The 12,344-nt window shown below is 73.3% G+C and carries 13 protein-coding genes; 5 read left to right on the forward strand and 8 right to left on the reverse strand.

The window, feature by feature from the left end; translation table 11 throughout:
• Positions 1-473: 473 nt before the first annotated feature.
• The 3 genes from B7L92_RS03800 to B7L92_RS03810 form a co-directional block, all read right to left on the reverse strand.
• On the reverse strand, positions 474-851 hold the full coding sequence (locus tag B7L92_RS03800) for a toxin Doc (protein WP_081236069.1): 378 nt from the start codon (positions 849-851) through the stop codon (positions 474-476).
• Positions 852-854: 3 nt separating this feature from the next.
• Positions 855-1,100, reverse strand: a complete 246-nt coding sequence (locus B7L92_RS03805; protein ID WP_004979459.1) for a hypothetical protein — start codon at positions 1,098-1,100, stop codon at positions 855-857.
• 172 nt (positions 1,101-1,272) lie between these two features.
• The gene (locus B7L92_RS03810; protein WP_081236070.1) at positions 1,273-3,516 is read right to left on the reverse strand and encodes a glycoside hydrolase family 9 protein; all 2,244 of its coding nucleotides are present in this window, start codon (positions 3,514-3,516) and stop codon (positions 1,273-1,275) included.
• A 246-nt stretch (positions 3,517-3,762) separates the two neighbouring features.
• On the opposite strand from B7L92_RS03810, the gene B7L92_RS03815 reads away from it, so the two are divergent.
• Entirely contained in the window at positions 3,763-6,144 is a 2,382-nt protein-coding gene (locus tag B7L92_RS03815) for a SpoIIE family protein phosphatase (protein ID WP_081236071.1), read from the forward strand.
• Positions 6,145-6,168: 24 nt separating this feature from the next.
• Here the strand turns inward: B7L92_RS03815 and B7L92_RS03820 are convergent, their stop codons facing one another.
• The gene (locus B7L92_RS03820) at positions 6,169-6,711 is read right to left on the reverse strand and encodes a flavoprotein (protein WP_081236072.1); all 543 of its coding nucleotides are present in this window, start codon (positions 6,709-6,711) and stop codon (positions 6,169-6,171) included.
• A gap of 62 nt (positions 6,712-6,773) precedes the next feature.
• Positions 6,774-7,232, reverse strand: coding sequence for a nuclear transport factor 2 family protein (locus B7L92_RS03825; RefSeq protein ID WP_004979464.1), 459 nt, complete (start codon positions 7,230-7,232; stop codon positions 6,774-6,776).
• A 111-nt stretch (positions 7,233-7,343) separates the two neighbouring features.
• Here B7L92_RS03825 and B7L92_RS03830 point away from each other — a divergent pair, with 111 nt between their 5' ends.
• Both B7L92_RS03830 and B7L92_RS03835 read left to right on the forward strand, forming a co-directional pair.
• Positions 7,344-7,895, forward strand: a complete 552-nt coding sequence (locus B7L92_RS03830; protein WP_081236073.1) for a TetR/AcrR family transcriptional regulator — start codon at positions 7,344-7,346, stop codon at positions 7,893-7,895.
• 199 nt (positions 7,896-8,094) lie between these two features.
• On the forward strand, positions 8,095-8,727 hold the full coding sequence (locus tag B7L92_RS03835; RefSeq protein WP_081236074.1) for a LysE family transporter: 633 nt from the start codon (positions 8,095-8,097) through the stop codon (positions 8,725-8,727).
• Between the two features lie 119 nt (positions 8,728-8,846).
• Here B7L92_RS03835 and B7L92_RS03840 read toward each other — a convergent pair whose 3' ends face one another.
• A complete protein-coding gene (locus tag B7L92_RS03840) occupies positions 8,847-9,914 on the reverse strand; it encodes a cation diffusion facilitator family transporter (protein ID WP_438363943.1) in 1,068 nt (355 codons plus the stop codon).
• Here B7L92_RS03840 and B7L92_RS03845 point away from each other — a divergent pair.
• Complete coding sequence (locus tag B7L92_RS03845) at positions 9,913-10,938, forward strand: glutathione S-transferase family protein (RefSeq protein ID WP_081236076.1); 1,026 nt, start codon at positions 9,913-9,915, stop codon at positions 10,936-10,938. The genes B7L92_RS03840 and B7L92_RS03845 overlap by 2 nt on opposite strands.
• Positions 10,939-10,985: 47 nt before the next feature.
• A complete protein-coding gene (locus tag B7L92_RS03850) occupies positions 10,986-11,291 on the forward strand; it encodes a DUF4235 domain-containing protein (RefSeq protein WP_004979470.1) in 306 nt (101 codons plus the stop codon).
• A 95-nt stretch (positions 11,292-11,386) separates the two neighbouring features.
• Here the strand turns inward: B7L92_RS03850 and B7L92_RS03855 are convergent, their stop codons facing one another.
• Positions 11,387-11,779, reverse strand: a complete 393-nt coding sequence (locus B7L92_RS03855; RefSeq protein ID WP_081236077.1) for a VOC family protein — start codon at positions 11,777-11,779, stop codon at positions 11,387-11,389.
• Positions 11,780-11,943: 164 nt separating this feature from the next.
• The coding region (locus B7L92_RS03860; protein ID WP_143626231.1) for a helix-turn-helix domain-containing protein at positions 11,944-12,344 on the reverse strand (401 nt) is incomplete at its 5' end.

A 12,344-nucleotide genomic window follows, 5' to 3' on the forward strand; every position in this document is an offset into this window, starting at 1 on the left:
CGGCACTGAGATGGTTCCTTTCCCACGCGCAGTGAATCAGATGTTCCGACGCCGAAAAGGGAAGCCGAATGGTTTATACCTCTTTGGCGCGGCGGGGGCGAATTCACCGACTGCGCATCGGACCCGGTTCATCGACTGGCGTGCGACCCCGGCTTTACCCCCCGCACGGGTGGCTCACTCTCGCACAACCCGCGCAGAAGCAACAAGGCGGCTGAGCAAGATCTGCGCATTGACAGAAAGTCAGAAAGGGGAGGGTGGCCCACGCCCCCTCGCACCGGCTTTCGACCTGGGTTTTCCCCCGGTTCACATCCGGTGCGGCAAAAGGGGCGCCCCGGCGCGCGCCGGGGCGCGGTCGACCGGTCGCGGCCCTTCCCGGGGGGCACCGCACAGGACGGCGGCTCCACTGCGCGCACGGCCGCCGGCCCCCGCTCCCCCGCCTCTCGTCGGCGGCTCCGGAGGGGGCCGCGCCTCCCTCAGATCTGCCAGGACCGCAGCCGGTCCGCCGCGCCGTAGACGTCCGTCGTACCGGACATCAGGTCGCGTGCGAGGTCGACGAGGGCGCCGTAGGGCGGGTCGATGCCGACGCCGCTGACGAACATGTACGCCACCGCCGTGGCGCAGGCGAAGCGGGCGTTGGCCGACGGCAGCGGCCGGAGCACGGCGAGGGTGTGCAGCAGGGCCGCGGCCCGCCAGGCCGGGTCGGAGTCCACGCCGAGGCGGGGCGGGTCGACGCGGTGCCGGGCGACGGCGGCGACCAGCGCGGAGAAGTCGTTGATGCTGGGCTGGTCCGGAAGGACCTCCTCGTGCCGCTGGAGCAGCCAGGGCACGTCGATGTGCAGGACGGGGGCCATCGGTCAGGCGGCCCGCCCCTCGCCCTTGGCCGGGGGCTCGTCGTCCGGGAACGCGGCGGCGAACTCGTCGGCGTGGGAGGCGAAGAAGCGGCGGAACGCCTCCGCGCCCTCCTGCAGCGCCCGGTGGCGGGCTATGTCGGCCGCGGCCGCCTCCCGCACGAGCGCCTTCATGGACGTACCGCGCTCCTTGGCGATCTGCCGCAGGTCCTCCAGTTCGCGGTCGCTGAACTCCACATTCAGAGCAGGCATGCCCCTACGGTACCGCTCGGGTACTGGCGCGTAAATACCCGCAGGTCAGACGGCATATCGAGCGGTACCTAACGAGAGAGGACCGGAGGCCGGGACGAGAGGTGCGTCACAGGCGCGCCCCTCGCTGCCGCCTTGCGGCGGGCCGGCGGCCGTTCGGCCGCCGGCCCGGCGTCTACCCCTGGTCGGCCACGTAGGACGCCATGCGGGTCAGGGCGGCGTTCCAGTTGATGGTGTGTTCGTTGGTGGACCAGGACTGGATGTCGTCGATGAAGCAGAACTGACCGACGCAGCCCTGGAGTTTGGACTGGGCGTAGGGATCCTGGATGCTGGAGTTGGGTCCGCCGGACAGGGTGCCGGCGGGCGGGTTCGGCAGGTTCGGGTCGAGCTGGCGGGCGTACCAGCGGCTGTGCTGGTTGTGCGCGCTGACCTCGCCGTAGCCGGTGACGTACGAGATGTTCAGCGCGTTGCGGCCGAGGACGTAGTCCATGCTCTGCAGCGCGCCGTCCCGGTACTTCGAGGCGCCGGTGAGGTCGTGGGCGGTGGCGAGGACGACCGCGTTGTTGAGGACCTGGTGGCTGGAGCCCCAGTCGTAGACGTTGCCGGCCGGTGCGTACGGCATGCCGTACGGGTGGGCCTTCAGCGTGGCCAGGTAGCGGTCGGCGCCCTGGACGACGGAGCGGCGGACCTTGTCCCGGCCGGGCAGCTTGTTCGGCACGGTCGCGAGGTCGAGCCGGCCGGCCGCCGCGGTGCGCGACCAGTCGAAGCCGAGGGGGCCGAAGATGTCGGCGGTGTGCACCGGGGAGTTCAGCACGTACTCCTCGAACTGCCGCTCGCCCGTGGTGAGGTACAGCTCGGCCGCGGCCCAGTAGAACTCGTCGGTGACGTCGTCGTCGGGGTAGGCGCCGCCGCCGATGCCGTCGTCCGGGTCGGCGTACCGCTCCGGGTGGGCGAGGGCCGCCCTCCACGCCTGGCGTGCGGCCGTCAGCGTCCGGGCGGCGAACTCCTTGTCGTACGGCCGGTACAGGCGGGCCGCCTGGGCGGCCGTGGCCGCGAGGTTCAGGGTGGCGGCGGTGGTCGGCGGGTGCAGTTCCCGCTTCTGCGGGTCGTCGCTCGGCAGCAGGGGCAGCCCGGTCCACTGCTCGTCGTGGATCTTGTGATGGGCCATGCCGGCCAGCGGCTCTCCCCCGGGCACCTGCATCTTCAGCAGGAACTCCAGCTCCCAGCGGGCCTCGTCGAGGATGTCCGGCACCTTGTTGCCGCTCTCCGGGATGTCCAGGGTGCCGTCGCCGAGCCTGTCCGGCCGTCCGGTGCGGGCGTGCCGGGCGCGCTCGTAGGTGCTGAGCACCTCCCAGGTGCTGATGCCGCCGTTGACCACGTACTTGCCGTGGTCGCCGGCGTCGTACCAGCCGCCGGTGACGTCCAGCGTGTAGTCGCAGACGCCGGGCTGACAGGGCACCGCGCCGTCGCCCCGGTTGGGGGCCACGTCCACGTGTCCGGCCGGGCGGCCGTAGCCGGGGCGCAGGTCGTCGCGGATCGGGGTGCCGCTGCGCTGGGTGTAGTAGTACTTCGCCGCGTCCAGCCGCAGCCGCTCGTACGCGCGCGCGTCGATGTCGAAGGGCCGGCTGGTCTCGCCGTCCGCGGTGAGCGTGTAGCCGGTGCCGCGCGCCCGGTGGGCGCCGAAGTCGATGGTGTGGACGTTCTGCCCGGAGGAGCCGTCCACCCCCCGCGGCGCGGTCCAGCCCCGCCGGACCACCTTGCCGCCGGCGTCCTTCAGCTGCCAGGGCAGCCGCTCGCGGGCGTCGGTGACGAGGGTGGCGTTCTTCGGCCCGGCGGGCAGGTAGGCGACCTGGTTGACGCGGACCCGGGGCCCGGTGTCGGGCACGTACGGCTCGGGCGCGACCCCGCCGAGCAGGGAGACGTCGTCCACGCAGAACCGCCAGGGGTCGGCGCTGCCGCCGAGCTGGAAGCCGACCTGTCCCTGGGTGGTGTCGACGGGCGAGGTGAAGGTGTAGGTGTACGTGTCGCCGGAGACGCCGAGCTGCGGGGTGACTTCGTAGTAGGTGTCGTACGGGGCCACCGACAGGCCGACGATCGCCCGGACGACGTGCCCCGCGGGCGAGCCGTCCGCGGCGAAGGAGAAGCGGTACGACTCCCCCTTCACCAGCGTGATGTCGTTCTGCCCGACGGCGGCGTCCCAGCGGTTGGCGGTGCCGCCGGGGACCTCCGCGCACAGGCGGCCGTCGGACGGGCCCGCGGTGACGTTCGCCGAGGCCCACCAGGAGTCGATGCCGGTGTCGAAGGTGCCGTTCCTGACCTGCTCGACCTCGTCGGCCCCGGCGGGCGCGGCGGGCAGCGCGGTGAGCGCGGCCGCCAGCAGGCCGGTGAGGGACAGCAGGGCGGTTCTGCGTCTTTTCACGTCTGGGCTCCTCTGAGGGAGGTGCGGGTGGCGCGGGAAGGGACGCACCCGTTATGGGAGCGCTCCCATGTCCTGTACGCAGACCATGGTTGTGGCAGGAGTGACACTCCGTCAACGGTGGGGACGGGACTGCACGGGGCGTGCGGCCGAGCGGGGGGTTCCGCTCCACGCCGGGCCGTGACGCACTAGGCTGGAACTCAGGCGATACACCGGTTCACGGTGAGTGTGCGCGATGGAGTGGCGACGATGAGGCCGGACGACCCGTTCGACGATGCCGTGACGGCCCGGGCCGTCATCGCCGCCGACGGCACGCTCACGCGGTGGAGCGAGGGCGCGTGCCTGCTGCTGGGACACACGGCCGAGGAGGTCGTCGGCCGCCCGGCCGTCGAGCTGCTGGCCGACCTCACCGGCGTGCCCCGCCCCCCGGTCGACGCCCGCTGGAGCGGCTCGCTCTCGCTGCGGCACCGCGGCGGCGGCACCGTCACCGTGTGGGTGCTCGCCCACTGGCGGCAGTCGACGGACGGCGGTCCCGGTGACTGGCTCGCCGTCGCCCCGCTGAAGGTCACGGAGCACGCGCTGCCCGACGATCCGCTGGTCAGACGGGCGGTGTTCCAGTCGCCCTGCGCCACCATGGTCTTCGACGACCGGCTGCGGCTGCGCGGGATCAACGACGCCATGGCGGACCTCCTCAGTCTCCCGGCCGACCACCTGCGGGGGCTCAGGCCCACCGACATCGGCGGCCGGCCCCAGCACTCCGAGCTGGAGCAGCACATGCGCCGGGTGCTGCGCACCGGCCGGCCGCACGACATGCAGACGCACATGAAGGCCACCGGCGAGGACCGCTCGCACGCCTGGCTGGCCCGGCTCGCGCCGCTCACCGACGACTCCGGCCGGGTGCGGGGCGTGTGCGTGACGGCCCACGACTTCACCGAGCAGTTCCGGGCCCGGGAGCGGCTGCAACTGGTCAACGAGGCCAGCAGCCGCATCGGCACCACCCTCGACGTCACCCGTACGGCGCAGGAGCTGGCGGAGGTGTGCGTGCCCGCGCTCGCCGACTTCATCAGCGTGGACCTGCTCGAGCCCGAGGAACCCGGCGCCGACCCCGCCGACCCGCTGACCACGCCGGTCTCGCTGCGCCGGGCCGCCCATCACTCCCTCGTCCCGGGCAGCCCCGAGTCGGTCGCCGAGGTGGGCGAGGTGGTGGTCTACCCGGCCACCGCGCCCCAGGCCGACTCGCTGATCGCGGGCCACAGCATCGTGGCCTCGGTGGAGTCCGGCGACCTCGACCCGTGGTTCGCGGTGGACGAGGCGCGTGCCCGGCAGATCCGGGAGTTCGGCATCCACTCGATGATGTCCGTCCCGCTCCAGGCGCGCGGCATCACCCTCGGCGTCGCCGCCTTCACCCGCTTCGATCACCCCGACCCCTTCACCCACGACGACGTGCTGCTGGCCGAGGAGGTCACCGCGCGCGCCGCCGTCTGCATCGACAACGCCCGCCGCTACTCCCGCGAACGCGAGACCACCCTCACGCTCCAGCGCAGCCTGCTCCCCCGCACCCTGCCGCGCACGGCCGCCGTGGAGGCGGCCACCCGCTACCGGCCGGCCGCGCGCTCCGGTGTGGGCGGCGACTGGTTCGACGTGATCCCGCTGTCCGGGATGCGGGTGGCCATGGTGGTCGGGGACGTCGCCGGCCAGGGCATCCAGGCCTCCGCGACCATGGGCCGGCTGCGCACCGCCGTACGCACCCTCGCCGACATCGACCTGGCCCCCGACGAACTGCTCACCCACCTCGACGACCTGGCCCAGCACCTGTCGCACGAGTGGGGCAGCGACACGAGTCCCAGCGAGGTCGGCGCGACCTGTCTGTACGCGGTGTACGACCCGGTGTCGCGGCGCTGCACCCTGGCGCGGGCGGGACACCCCACACCGGTGCTGATCCCGCCGGGCGGCCCGGCCCGTCAGCTCGACCTGCCCTCCGGTCCGCCGCTGGGCACGGGCGGACTGCCCTTCGAGTCGGCCGAGTTCGAGCTGCCCGAGAACACGGTGCTGGCGTTCTACACCGACGGGCTGATCACGTCCCCCACGCGGAAGGCGGAGACCGGCGAGGCCATGCTCCGCGAGGCGCTGTCGAACGCCTCCGGCTCGCTCGACGAGACCTGCGACCGCGTCCTGCACACCCTGCTCCCGCCGGGCGGCACGCCCGAGGACGCGGCCCTGCTGCTGGCCCGGACCCACGGGCTGTCGGCGTCACAGGTCGCCACCTGGGACATCCCCTCCGATCCGGCGCTGGTCGCCCCCATCCGCAAGCAGGTCCTCGACCAACTGGCCGACTGGGCACTGACCGAGGTGTCGTTCACCGCCGAGCTGGTGGTGAGCGAGCTGGTCACCAACGCCATCCGGTACGGGGCCCCGCCGATCCGGCTGCGGCTGATCCACGACGCCTCGACGCTGATCTGCGAGGTGTCCGACACCAACCACACGGCCCCGCACCTGCGGCGGGCCAGGACCTGGGACGAGGGCGGCCGGGGACTGCTGCTGGTCGCGCAGCTCACCCAGCGCTGGGGCAGCAGGCACACGACCGACGGCAAGACCATCTGGGCGGAGATGGCCCTGACGGACGAGTTGTAAGAACGCCCTCGGGCCGGCCGGACGTCAGTCCCGCCGCACGAGGTCCAGGGCCCGCTCCCAGCCGAACTCCGGCCGCTCGCCGCCCGGTTCCTCCTGCCCGGCGTACGGATCGCCGAAGCGCACGCCCATGCCGCGCAGCCGCGTCAGGCTCTCCCGGTAGGCGGGGTGGGCCGCCAGCGCGTCGGCCACGCACGGCAGGACGGCGATCGGCACGCCGAGGCCGGCGGCCTCGCTCAGGGTGGCGAGGGCGAGGGTGTCCGCGATGCCGGCCGCCCACTTGTTGAGGGTGTTGAAGGTGGCGGGCGCGACCACCACGGCGTCGGGCGCCGGGAAGGGGCGCGGCTCGCCGGGGGTGCGCCAGGCGGACCTGATCGGGCGGCCCGTCTGCGCCTCGACGGCGGTGGTGTCGAAGAAGCCGTTCAGGGCGACCGGTGTCGCGATGACGCCGACCTCCCAGTTCCGCTCCTGCGCGGAGGTGATCAGCTTGCTGACGTCCGCGGCGACTCCGGCGGCGCAGACCACGACGTAGAGGAAGGGTTTTCCGTGTTGCTCGGCCAGTTCGGTCACCCGGAAACCCTAGCCACTCCCCCGGCGCCCGCGAGGGCCGCTGCCCTCACCGGAGCACCGGATCACCGGAGCGGAAGGCCGCGGCCCCGCTCCGCGTCGGGGCGCGGTCCCAGGATGCGGCGGTCCCGCTCGGCGATCGGTACGTCGTTGATGCTCGCCTCGCGCCGGGTCATCAGGCCCTGCTCGTCGAACTCCCACAGTTCGTTGCCGTAGGAGCGCCACCACTGGCCGTCGGCGTCCCGGCACTCGTACTGGAAGCGCACCGCGATGCGGTTGCCGTCGAAGGCCCAGAGGTCCTTGCGCAGCGCGTACTCCCGCTCGCGCTCCCACTTGGCGGTCAGCAGCTCGACGATCGCGGCGCGGCCGGTGACGAAGGTGTCGCGGTTGCGCCACACCGAGTCCGGCGCGTAGGCGAGGGCGACCCGGTGCGGGTCGCGGGTGTTCCAGGCGTCCTCGGCGGCCTGGACCTTCTGCGCGGCGGTCTCGCGGGTGAACGGGGGCAGGGGCGGGCGAGCGGTCACGGTGTCTCCCTGGGAAGGGGCGGCCGGGAAGGAGACGGGGAGAACGCGCGTTCTCCCCGGGCTTGCTACCGTAGGAGAACGCTCGTTCTCACGTCAAGGAGTGGTCGGTCCATGGACAGCGCAGCCGCCCGCGAGCGGGCACTGGACGCCGCGGAGAAGCTGTTCTACGGGCGCGGGGTGCGGTCCGTCGGCATGGACGACGTGCGCGGCACGTCCGGAGTCTCCCTCAAGCGGCTCTACCGGCTCTTCCCCTCGAAGGAACTGCTGGTGGAGGCGTATCTGGAGCGGCGCGACGCACGTTGGCGCGAGCGGCTCGCCGCCCATGTCGACCGGTACGAGGACCCGGAGCGGCGCGTCCTGGCCGTCTTCGACCGGCTCGAGGAGTGGTTCGCCGAACCGGACTTCCGCGGCTGCGCCTGGATCAACGCCCACGGAGAGCTCGGCGCCACCTCCCCCCGCGTGGTCGCCCAGGTCCGGGCGCACAAGCAGGCGTTCCGCGCGTACCTCGCCCGCCTCGTCGCCGACGCCGGGCTGCCCGGCACCGTGACCGGGCAGCTGTACCTGCTGGCCGAGGGGGCGATGGTCACCGCGGGCATCACACGCACCACGGAGCCCGCGGCCCGGGCCCGCGAGGCGGCGGTCCTGCTGCTGCGGGCGGCCTGAGGCCGGACGGGGGCGGCTTGGCCTGCACCGCCGGGGCCTCCCGCGCACCCTCGCGAAAACCTGTTGCCCTTCCGGGCGTCCGGCCCCAGGATCCGGCCATGCGTCCCTTCCGCGTCCCGGTACCGCTGTCCGACACCGCCCCTGCCGCGGGCCGACAGCGGCAGTGCGGCCCGCGGGGAGGACCGACGCCGCCGCGCTCATGACGGCCGCCCTCGTCGCGGGGCTGCTCGCCGGGTACGGCATCGCCGTCCCCGTCGGTGCCGTCGGGACCTATCTCGTCTCCCTCACCGCCCGCACCTCCCTGCGCACCGGGGTCTGCGCGGCCCTCGGCATCGCCACGGCCGACGGGCTGTACGCCCTCGCGGCCACGGTCGGCGGTTCCGCCCTGGCGTCGGTGCTGCGGCCCGTGATGCGGCCGCTGCACTGGGTCTGCGTACTGGTGCTGCTCGCGCTGGCGGCGTGGGCGGCGGCCACCGCGGTACGGCAGTACCGCGGCCACCGGCTCGCCACCCGCTCCGACCCCGTTCCCCCGAGCCCCGCGCGGGCGTACCTGGCGCTGCTCGGGATCACCCTGCTCAACCCCACCACCGTGGTCTACTTCGCGGCGCTCGTGCTCGGCTCCCGGAGCGGAGAGGCGGTCGGTGCCGCGGAGCAGACCGTGTTCGTGACGGCGGCGTTCGCCGCGTCCGCGAGCTGGCAGGTGCTGCTGGCCGGGGGCGGCGCCCTGCTGGGGCGGGCGCTGACCGGTCACCGGGGGCGCCTGGTGACCGCGTTGGTGGCGAGCGGGGTGATGGTGGCCCTCGCGGCGCGGATGGCCGTCGCTCCGGCCTAGGGTCTTCCGTTCGGGCCGGGCCGGACCGTATCGGGCCCCGTCGGACCGGGGAGCGGCGGCCGGGAGGAATTTCCCGCGGTGCGGTGTGCATGAAGCGCCGGCCGCCGGGCACGCGTGGGTCAGGCCCCGCCGCGTTCCCCCGTCGCGGCGGGGCTTTCCCATGCCTCCCGCGCGTCGGGGGCGTGCCGGTCGGTGACGTCGAGGAAGACCTGTTCCGCCTCGGGGACCATGCCGGCGATGGACCGCTTGATGCGCACGGCGACCTCCTCCACCCGCTCGCTGTCCAGGCCGGGCACCAGATCGACGCGGGCGGCCACCAGCGTGGTGTCCAGGCCCGTCTTCATCGTGAACAGCGCCTCCACGCTGTCGATCTCCGGCTGTGCCCGCAGCAGCGCCCGGATCCGTCCGCTCGCCTCCGGGTCCGCGGCCTCCCCTATCAGCTGGTCGCGCGCCTCGCGCCCCAGCCGGTAGGCCACGTAGACCAGCAGCGCGCCGATGGCGAGCGAGGCGGCCGCCTCCCACATCACCTGCCCGGTGGCCATGTGGAGCCCCATGCCCACGATGGCCAGGGTGACGCCCACCACCGCGGTGCCGTCCTCGGCGACCACCGTGCGCAGCGCCGGATCGCGCAGCCCCTGGGCCGTACCGCCCTGCTTGCGCACCTGGTACAGGGCCCGCAGCAGCGAACCGCCCTCGGCGAGGAGCGCCACACCGAGCACGACCAGTCCGGCCACATAGCCGTCGAGGTTCTTCTCCTCGCCGTTCCGGAACGCGTCGATGCCCTGGTAGAAGGAGAAGCAGCCGCCCATCACGAAGATGCCGACGGCGGCGAGCAGCGACCAGAAGAACCGCTCCTTGCCGTACCCGAAAGGGTGCCGCCGGTCGGGCGGGCGCCGGCTGCGCCGCAGCGCGGCCAGCAGGAACACCTCGTTCAGACTGTCGGCCACTGAGTGCGCCGCCTCCGACAGCAACGCGGGAGAGGCCGCGACCACGCCTCCGACGGCCTTGGCGGCCGCGATCACCAGATTGGCCGCGAGCGCCACCAGCACGGTGACTCGGGTTCTACGATCCGATCGTGTGCTCACGTCGGCCGTTTGCCCCGGCCGGACCCGGTCACACCGTGCCGAGCGCCGAAAACGGGGAACGCGGTGACAGGGACATCCGCACGGCGAAGAGGAGGCCACCATGGCCCGCGACGACGGGGGCGTCGGCAACAGCTCCTACGGCAGGAAGGCGTTCAAACGCTCGAAGGCGCACTTCGCGGACCGGATCACCGCCGACGGCAGGGACGGTTGGCCGGTGGAGGCCGGGCGCTACCGGCTCGTCGTCAGCCGCGCCTGCCCGTGGGCGAGCCGGGCGCTGATCTCCCGGCGGCTGCTCGGGCTCGAGGACGCGCTGTCGCTGGCCGTCGCCGACCCCCTCCAGGACGACCGCAGCTGGCGCTTCACCCTGGATCCGGACGGCCGGGACCCGGTGCTCGGCATCCGGTACCTGAGCGAGGCCTACGACCGGCGGGAGACGGACTACCCGGGCGGGGTGAGCGTGCCGGCGGTCGTGGACGTGCCCAGCGGCAGGCTCGTCACCAACGACTACCAGCAGATCACCCTGGACCTCGCCACCGAGTGGACGGCCCTGCACCGCGAGGGAGCCCCCGACCTGTATCCGCGGGCGCGGCGCGACGAGATCGACGCGGTGGCGGCGGACGTCTTCGAGGACGTCAACAACGGGGTGTACCGGGCGGGTTTCGCCACCGGCCAGGAGGAGTACGAGGCCGCGTGCGCGGGCGTGTTCCGGCGGCTGGAGTGGCTGGCGCACCGGCTGGAGGGGCAGCGGTACCTCGTCGGCGACACCATTACCGAGGCGGACATCCGCCTGTTCACCACCCTGGTGCGGTTCGACGCCGTGTACCACGGCCACTTCAAGTGCAACCGGTGGAAGCTGACGGAGAACCGGGTGCTGTGGGCGTACGTCCGCGACCTGTACCAGACGCCCGGATTCGGCGACACCGTCGACTTCGACCACATCAAGCGGCACTACTACCAGGTGCACACCGGGGTCAACCCGTCCGGCGTCGTGCCGCTCGGCCCCGACCTGTCCGGCTGGCTGACGCCCCATCACCGCGAGGAGCTGGGCGGCCGGCCGTTCGGGGACGGGACCCCGCCGGGACCGGTACCGGCCGGCGAGGAGGTCCCGGCCCGAGGCCGTCCCTGACCGCCCCGAACCCCATCCACCGACGGAAACGGACCAAGGAGATCCACGTGGCGAAGAAGAGCAAGAAGAAGAAACTCCCCCTGGCGTACAAGCCCGTGGGGTTCGTGCTGGGCTGGACGAGCGGCACCGTGGCGGGGCTCGCCTTCCAGAAGACCTGGAAGATGATCCGGCACGAGGACAACGCGCCCGACGCGCTGGACCGGGACCGCCGCTGGGGTGAGATCCTGCTGGCCGCGGCGATCCAGGGCGCCATCTTCGCGGTGGTGCGCAGCGCCGTGGACCGCGCGGGCGCCAAGGCCATCGAACGCTCCACCGGTGTCTGGCCGGCCCCCGACAAGGGCGGCCGCGACTGATCCGCCCGCGACCGCCCCTTCCGGGCCGCCCCTCCCGGGACCGGCCCGGAAGGGGCGGTCGCGGGTGCGGCACCGCCGCGCCGTGCGGCGGAGGGTCACCCCTGCTTGGGTGCCGTCGGCGCTCCTCGGCGGACCGTGAAGGAGTGGCCTGCCGGGTCGGCGTAGCCGCGTTCGCCCGTGGGGCCGGACGCGTCGCCGGTGTCCACCGGGCGGCCGCCGAGGCTCACGATCCGGCGTTCCACCGCGTCCAGGTCGTCCACCACGAACTCCAGGTGCACCTGGAGGGAGTTCTCGGGGCGGGGCCAGCTCGGCGCGGTCGCGTTGACGTCCCGGCGCAGGGCGAGGCGGAAGCCGTCGGCGGCCCGGACCTCCACCCGGTTGGCGTTGGCGTCGACCGCCTCCGCCGCCAGCAACTCCTTGTAGAACTCGGCCAGTTTCTCGGGTTCGGCGCAGTCGAGCACCACGACGCCCGCAGTCACCAGTGCCATGTCTCCTCCGCAGGGTCCGGGGCGCGGGGCGCTCCTGCCCCGCCCGGTAGGTGACACCTATCCCCGCTCGCGGGATTCAGTCGGGTCCCGGGCCCGGCGGCTTCTGCGGGAAGCGCGCCCGTACGCAGCTCAAGTTCCTTGCCGCACACGGGCGTTCGCTTCGTTCAACGCACCGTGCGGAACGTGCGGCGGTAGGCCTGCGGGGTCACCCCGATGGCGGCGTGCAGATGCCGGCGCAGTGAGGCGCCGGTGGCGAAGCCGACCTGGGCCGCGATCTGGTCGACCGTCAGGTCGCCGGACTCCAGGAGGCTCCGGGCCCGGGCGACGCGCTGCTGGGTCAGCCAGCGGCCGGGGCTGAGGCCCACCTCGTCGTCGAAGCGGCGGGCGAAGGTCCGCAGGCTCATCCGGGCGTGGGCGGCGAGATCGGCCAGCGCCAGCGGTTCGCCGAGGCGTTCCAGCGCCCAGGCGCGGGTGGCCGCCGTGCTCGCGGCGCCCTGCTCGGGGACCGGCTGCTCGATGTACTGGGCCTGCCCGCCGTCCCGGAACGGCGGCACGACACAGCACC

Origin of the sequence: Streptomyces viridosporus, from assembly GCF_002078235.1 — a bacterium.
GTDB classification, from domain to species: Bacteria; Actinomycetota; Actinomycetes; order Streptomycetales; family Streptomycetaceae; genus Streptomyces; species Streptomyces viridosporus.

What these genes read in the sequence shown, in the direction of transcription:
- B7L92_RS03830 (WP_081236073.1), top strand. Translation starts at nt 7,344, where the DNA reads ATGGACAGCGCAGCCGCCCGCGAGCGGGCACTGGACGCCGCGGAGAAG.
- B7L92_RS03800 (WP_081236069.1), bottom strand. Translation starts at nt 851, where the DNA reads ATGGCCCCCGTCCTGCACATCGACGTGCCCTGGCTGCTCCAGCGGCAC.
- B7L92_RS03855 (WP_081236077.1), bottom strand. Translation starts at nt 11,779, where the DNA reads ATGGCACTGGTGACTGCGGGCGTCGTGGTGCTCGACTGCGCCGAACCC.
- B7L92_RS03805 (WP_004979459.1), bottom strand. Translation starts at nt 1,100, where the DNA reads ATGCCTGCTCTGAATGTGGAGTTCAGCGACCGCGAACTGGAGGACCTG.
- B7L92_RS03835 (WP_081236074.1), top strand. Translation starts at nt 8,095, where the DNA reads ATGACGGCCGCCCTCGTCGCGGGGCTGCTCGCCGGGTACGGCATCGCC.
- B7L92_RS03815 (WP_081236071.1), top strand. Translation starts at nt 3,763, where the DNA reads ATGAGGCCGGACGACCCGTTCGACGATGCCGTGACGGCCCGGGCCGTC.
- B7L92_RS03845 (WP_081236076.1), top strand. Translation starts at nt 9,913, where the DNA reads ATGGCCCGCGACGACGGGGGCGTCGGCAACAGCTCCTACGGCAGGAAG.
- B7L92_RS03840 (WP_438363943.1), bottom strand. Translation starts at nt 9,914, where the DNA reads ATGGTGGCCTCCTCTTCGCCGTGCGGATGTCCCTGTCACCGCGTTCCC.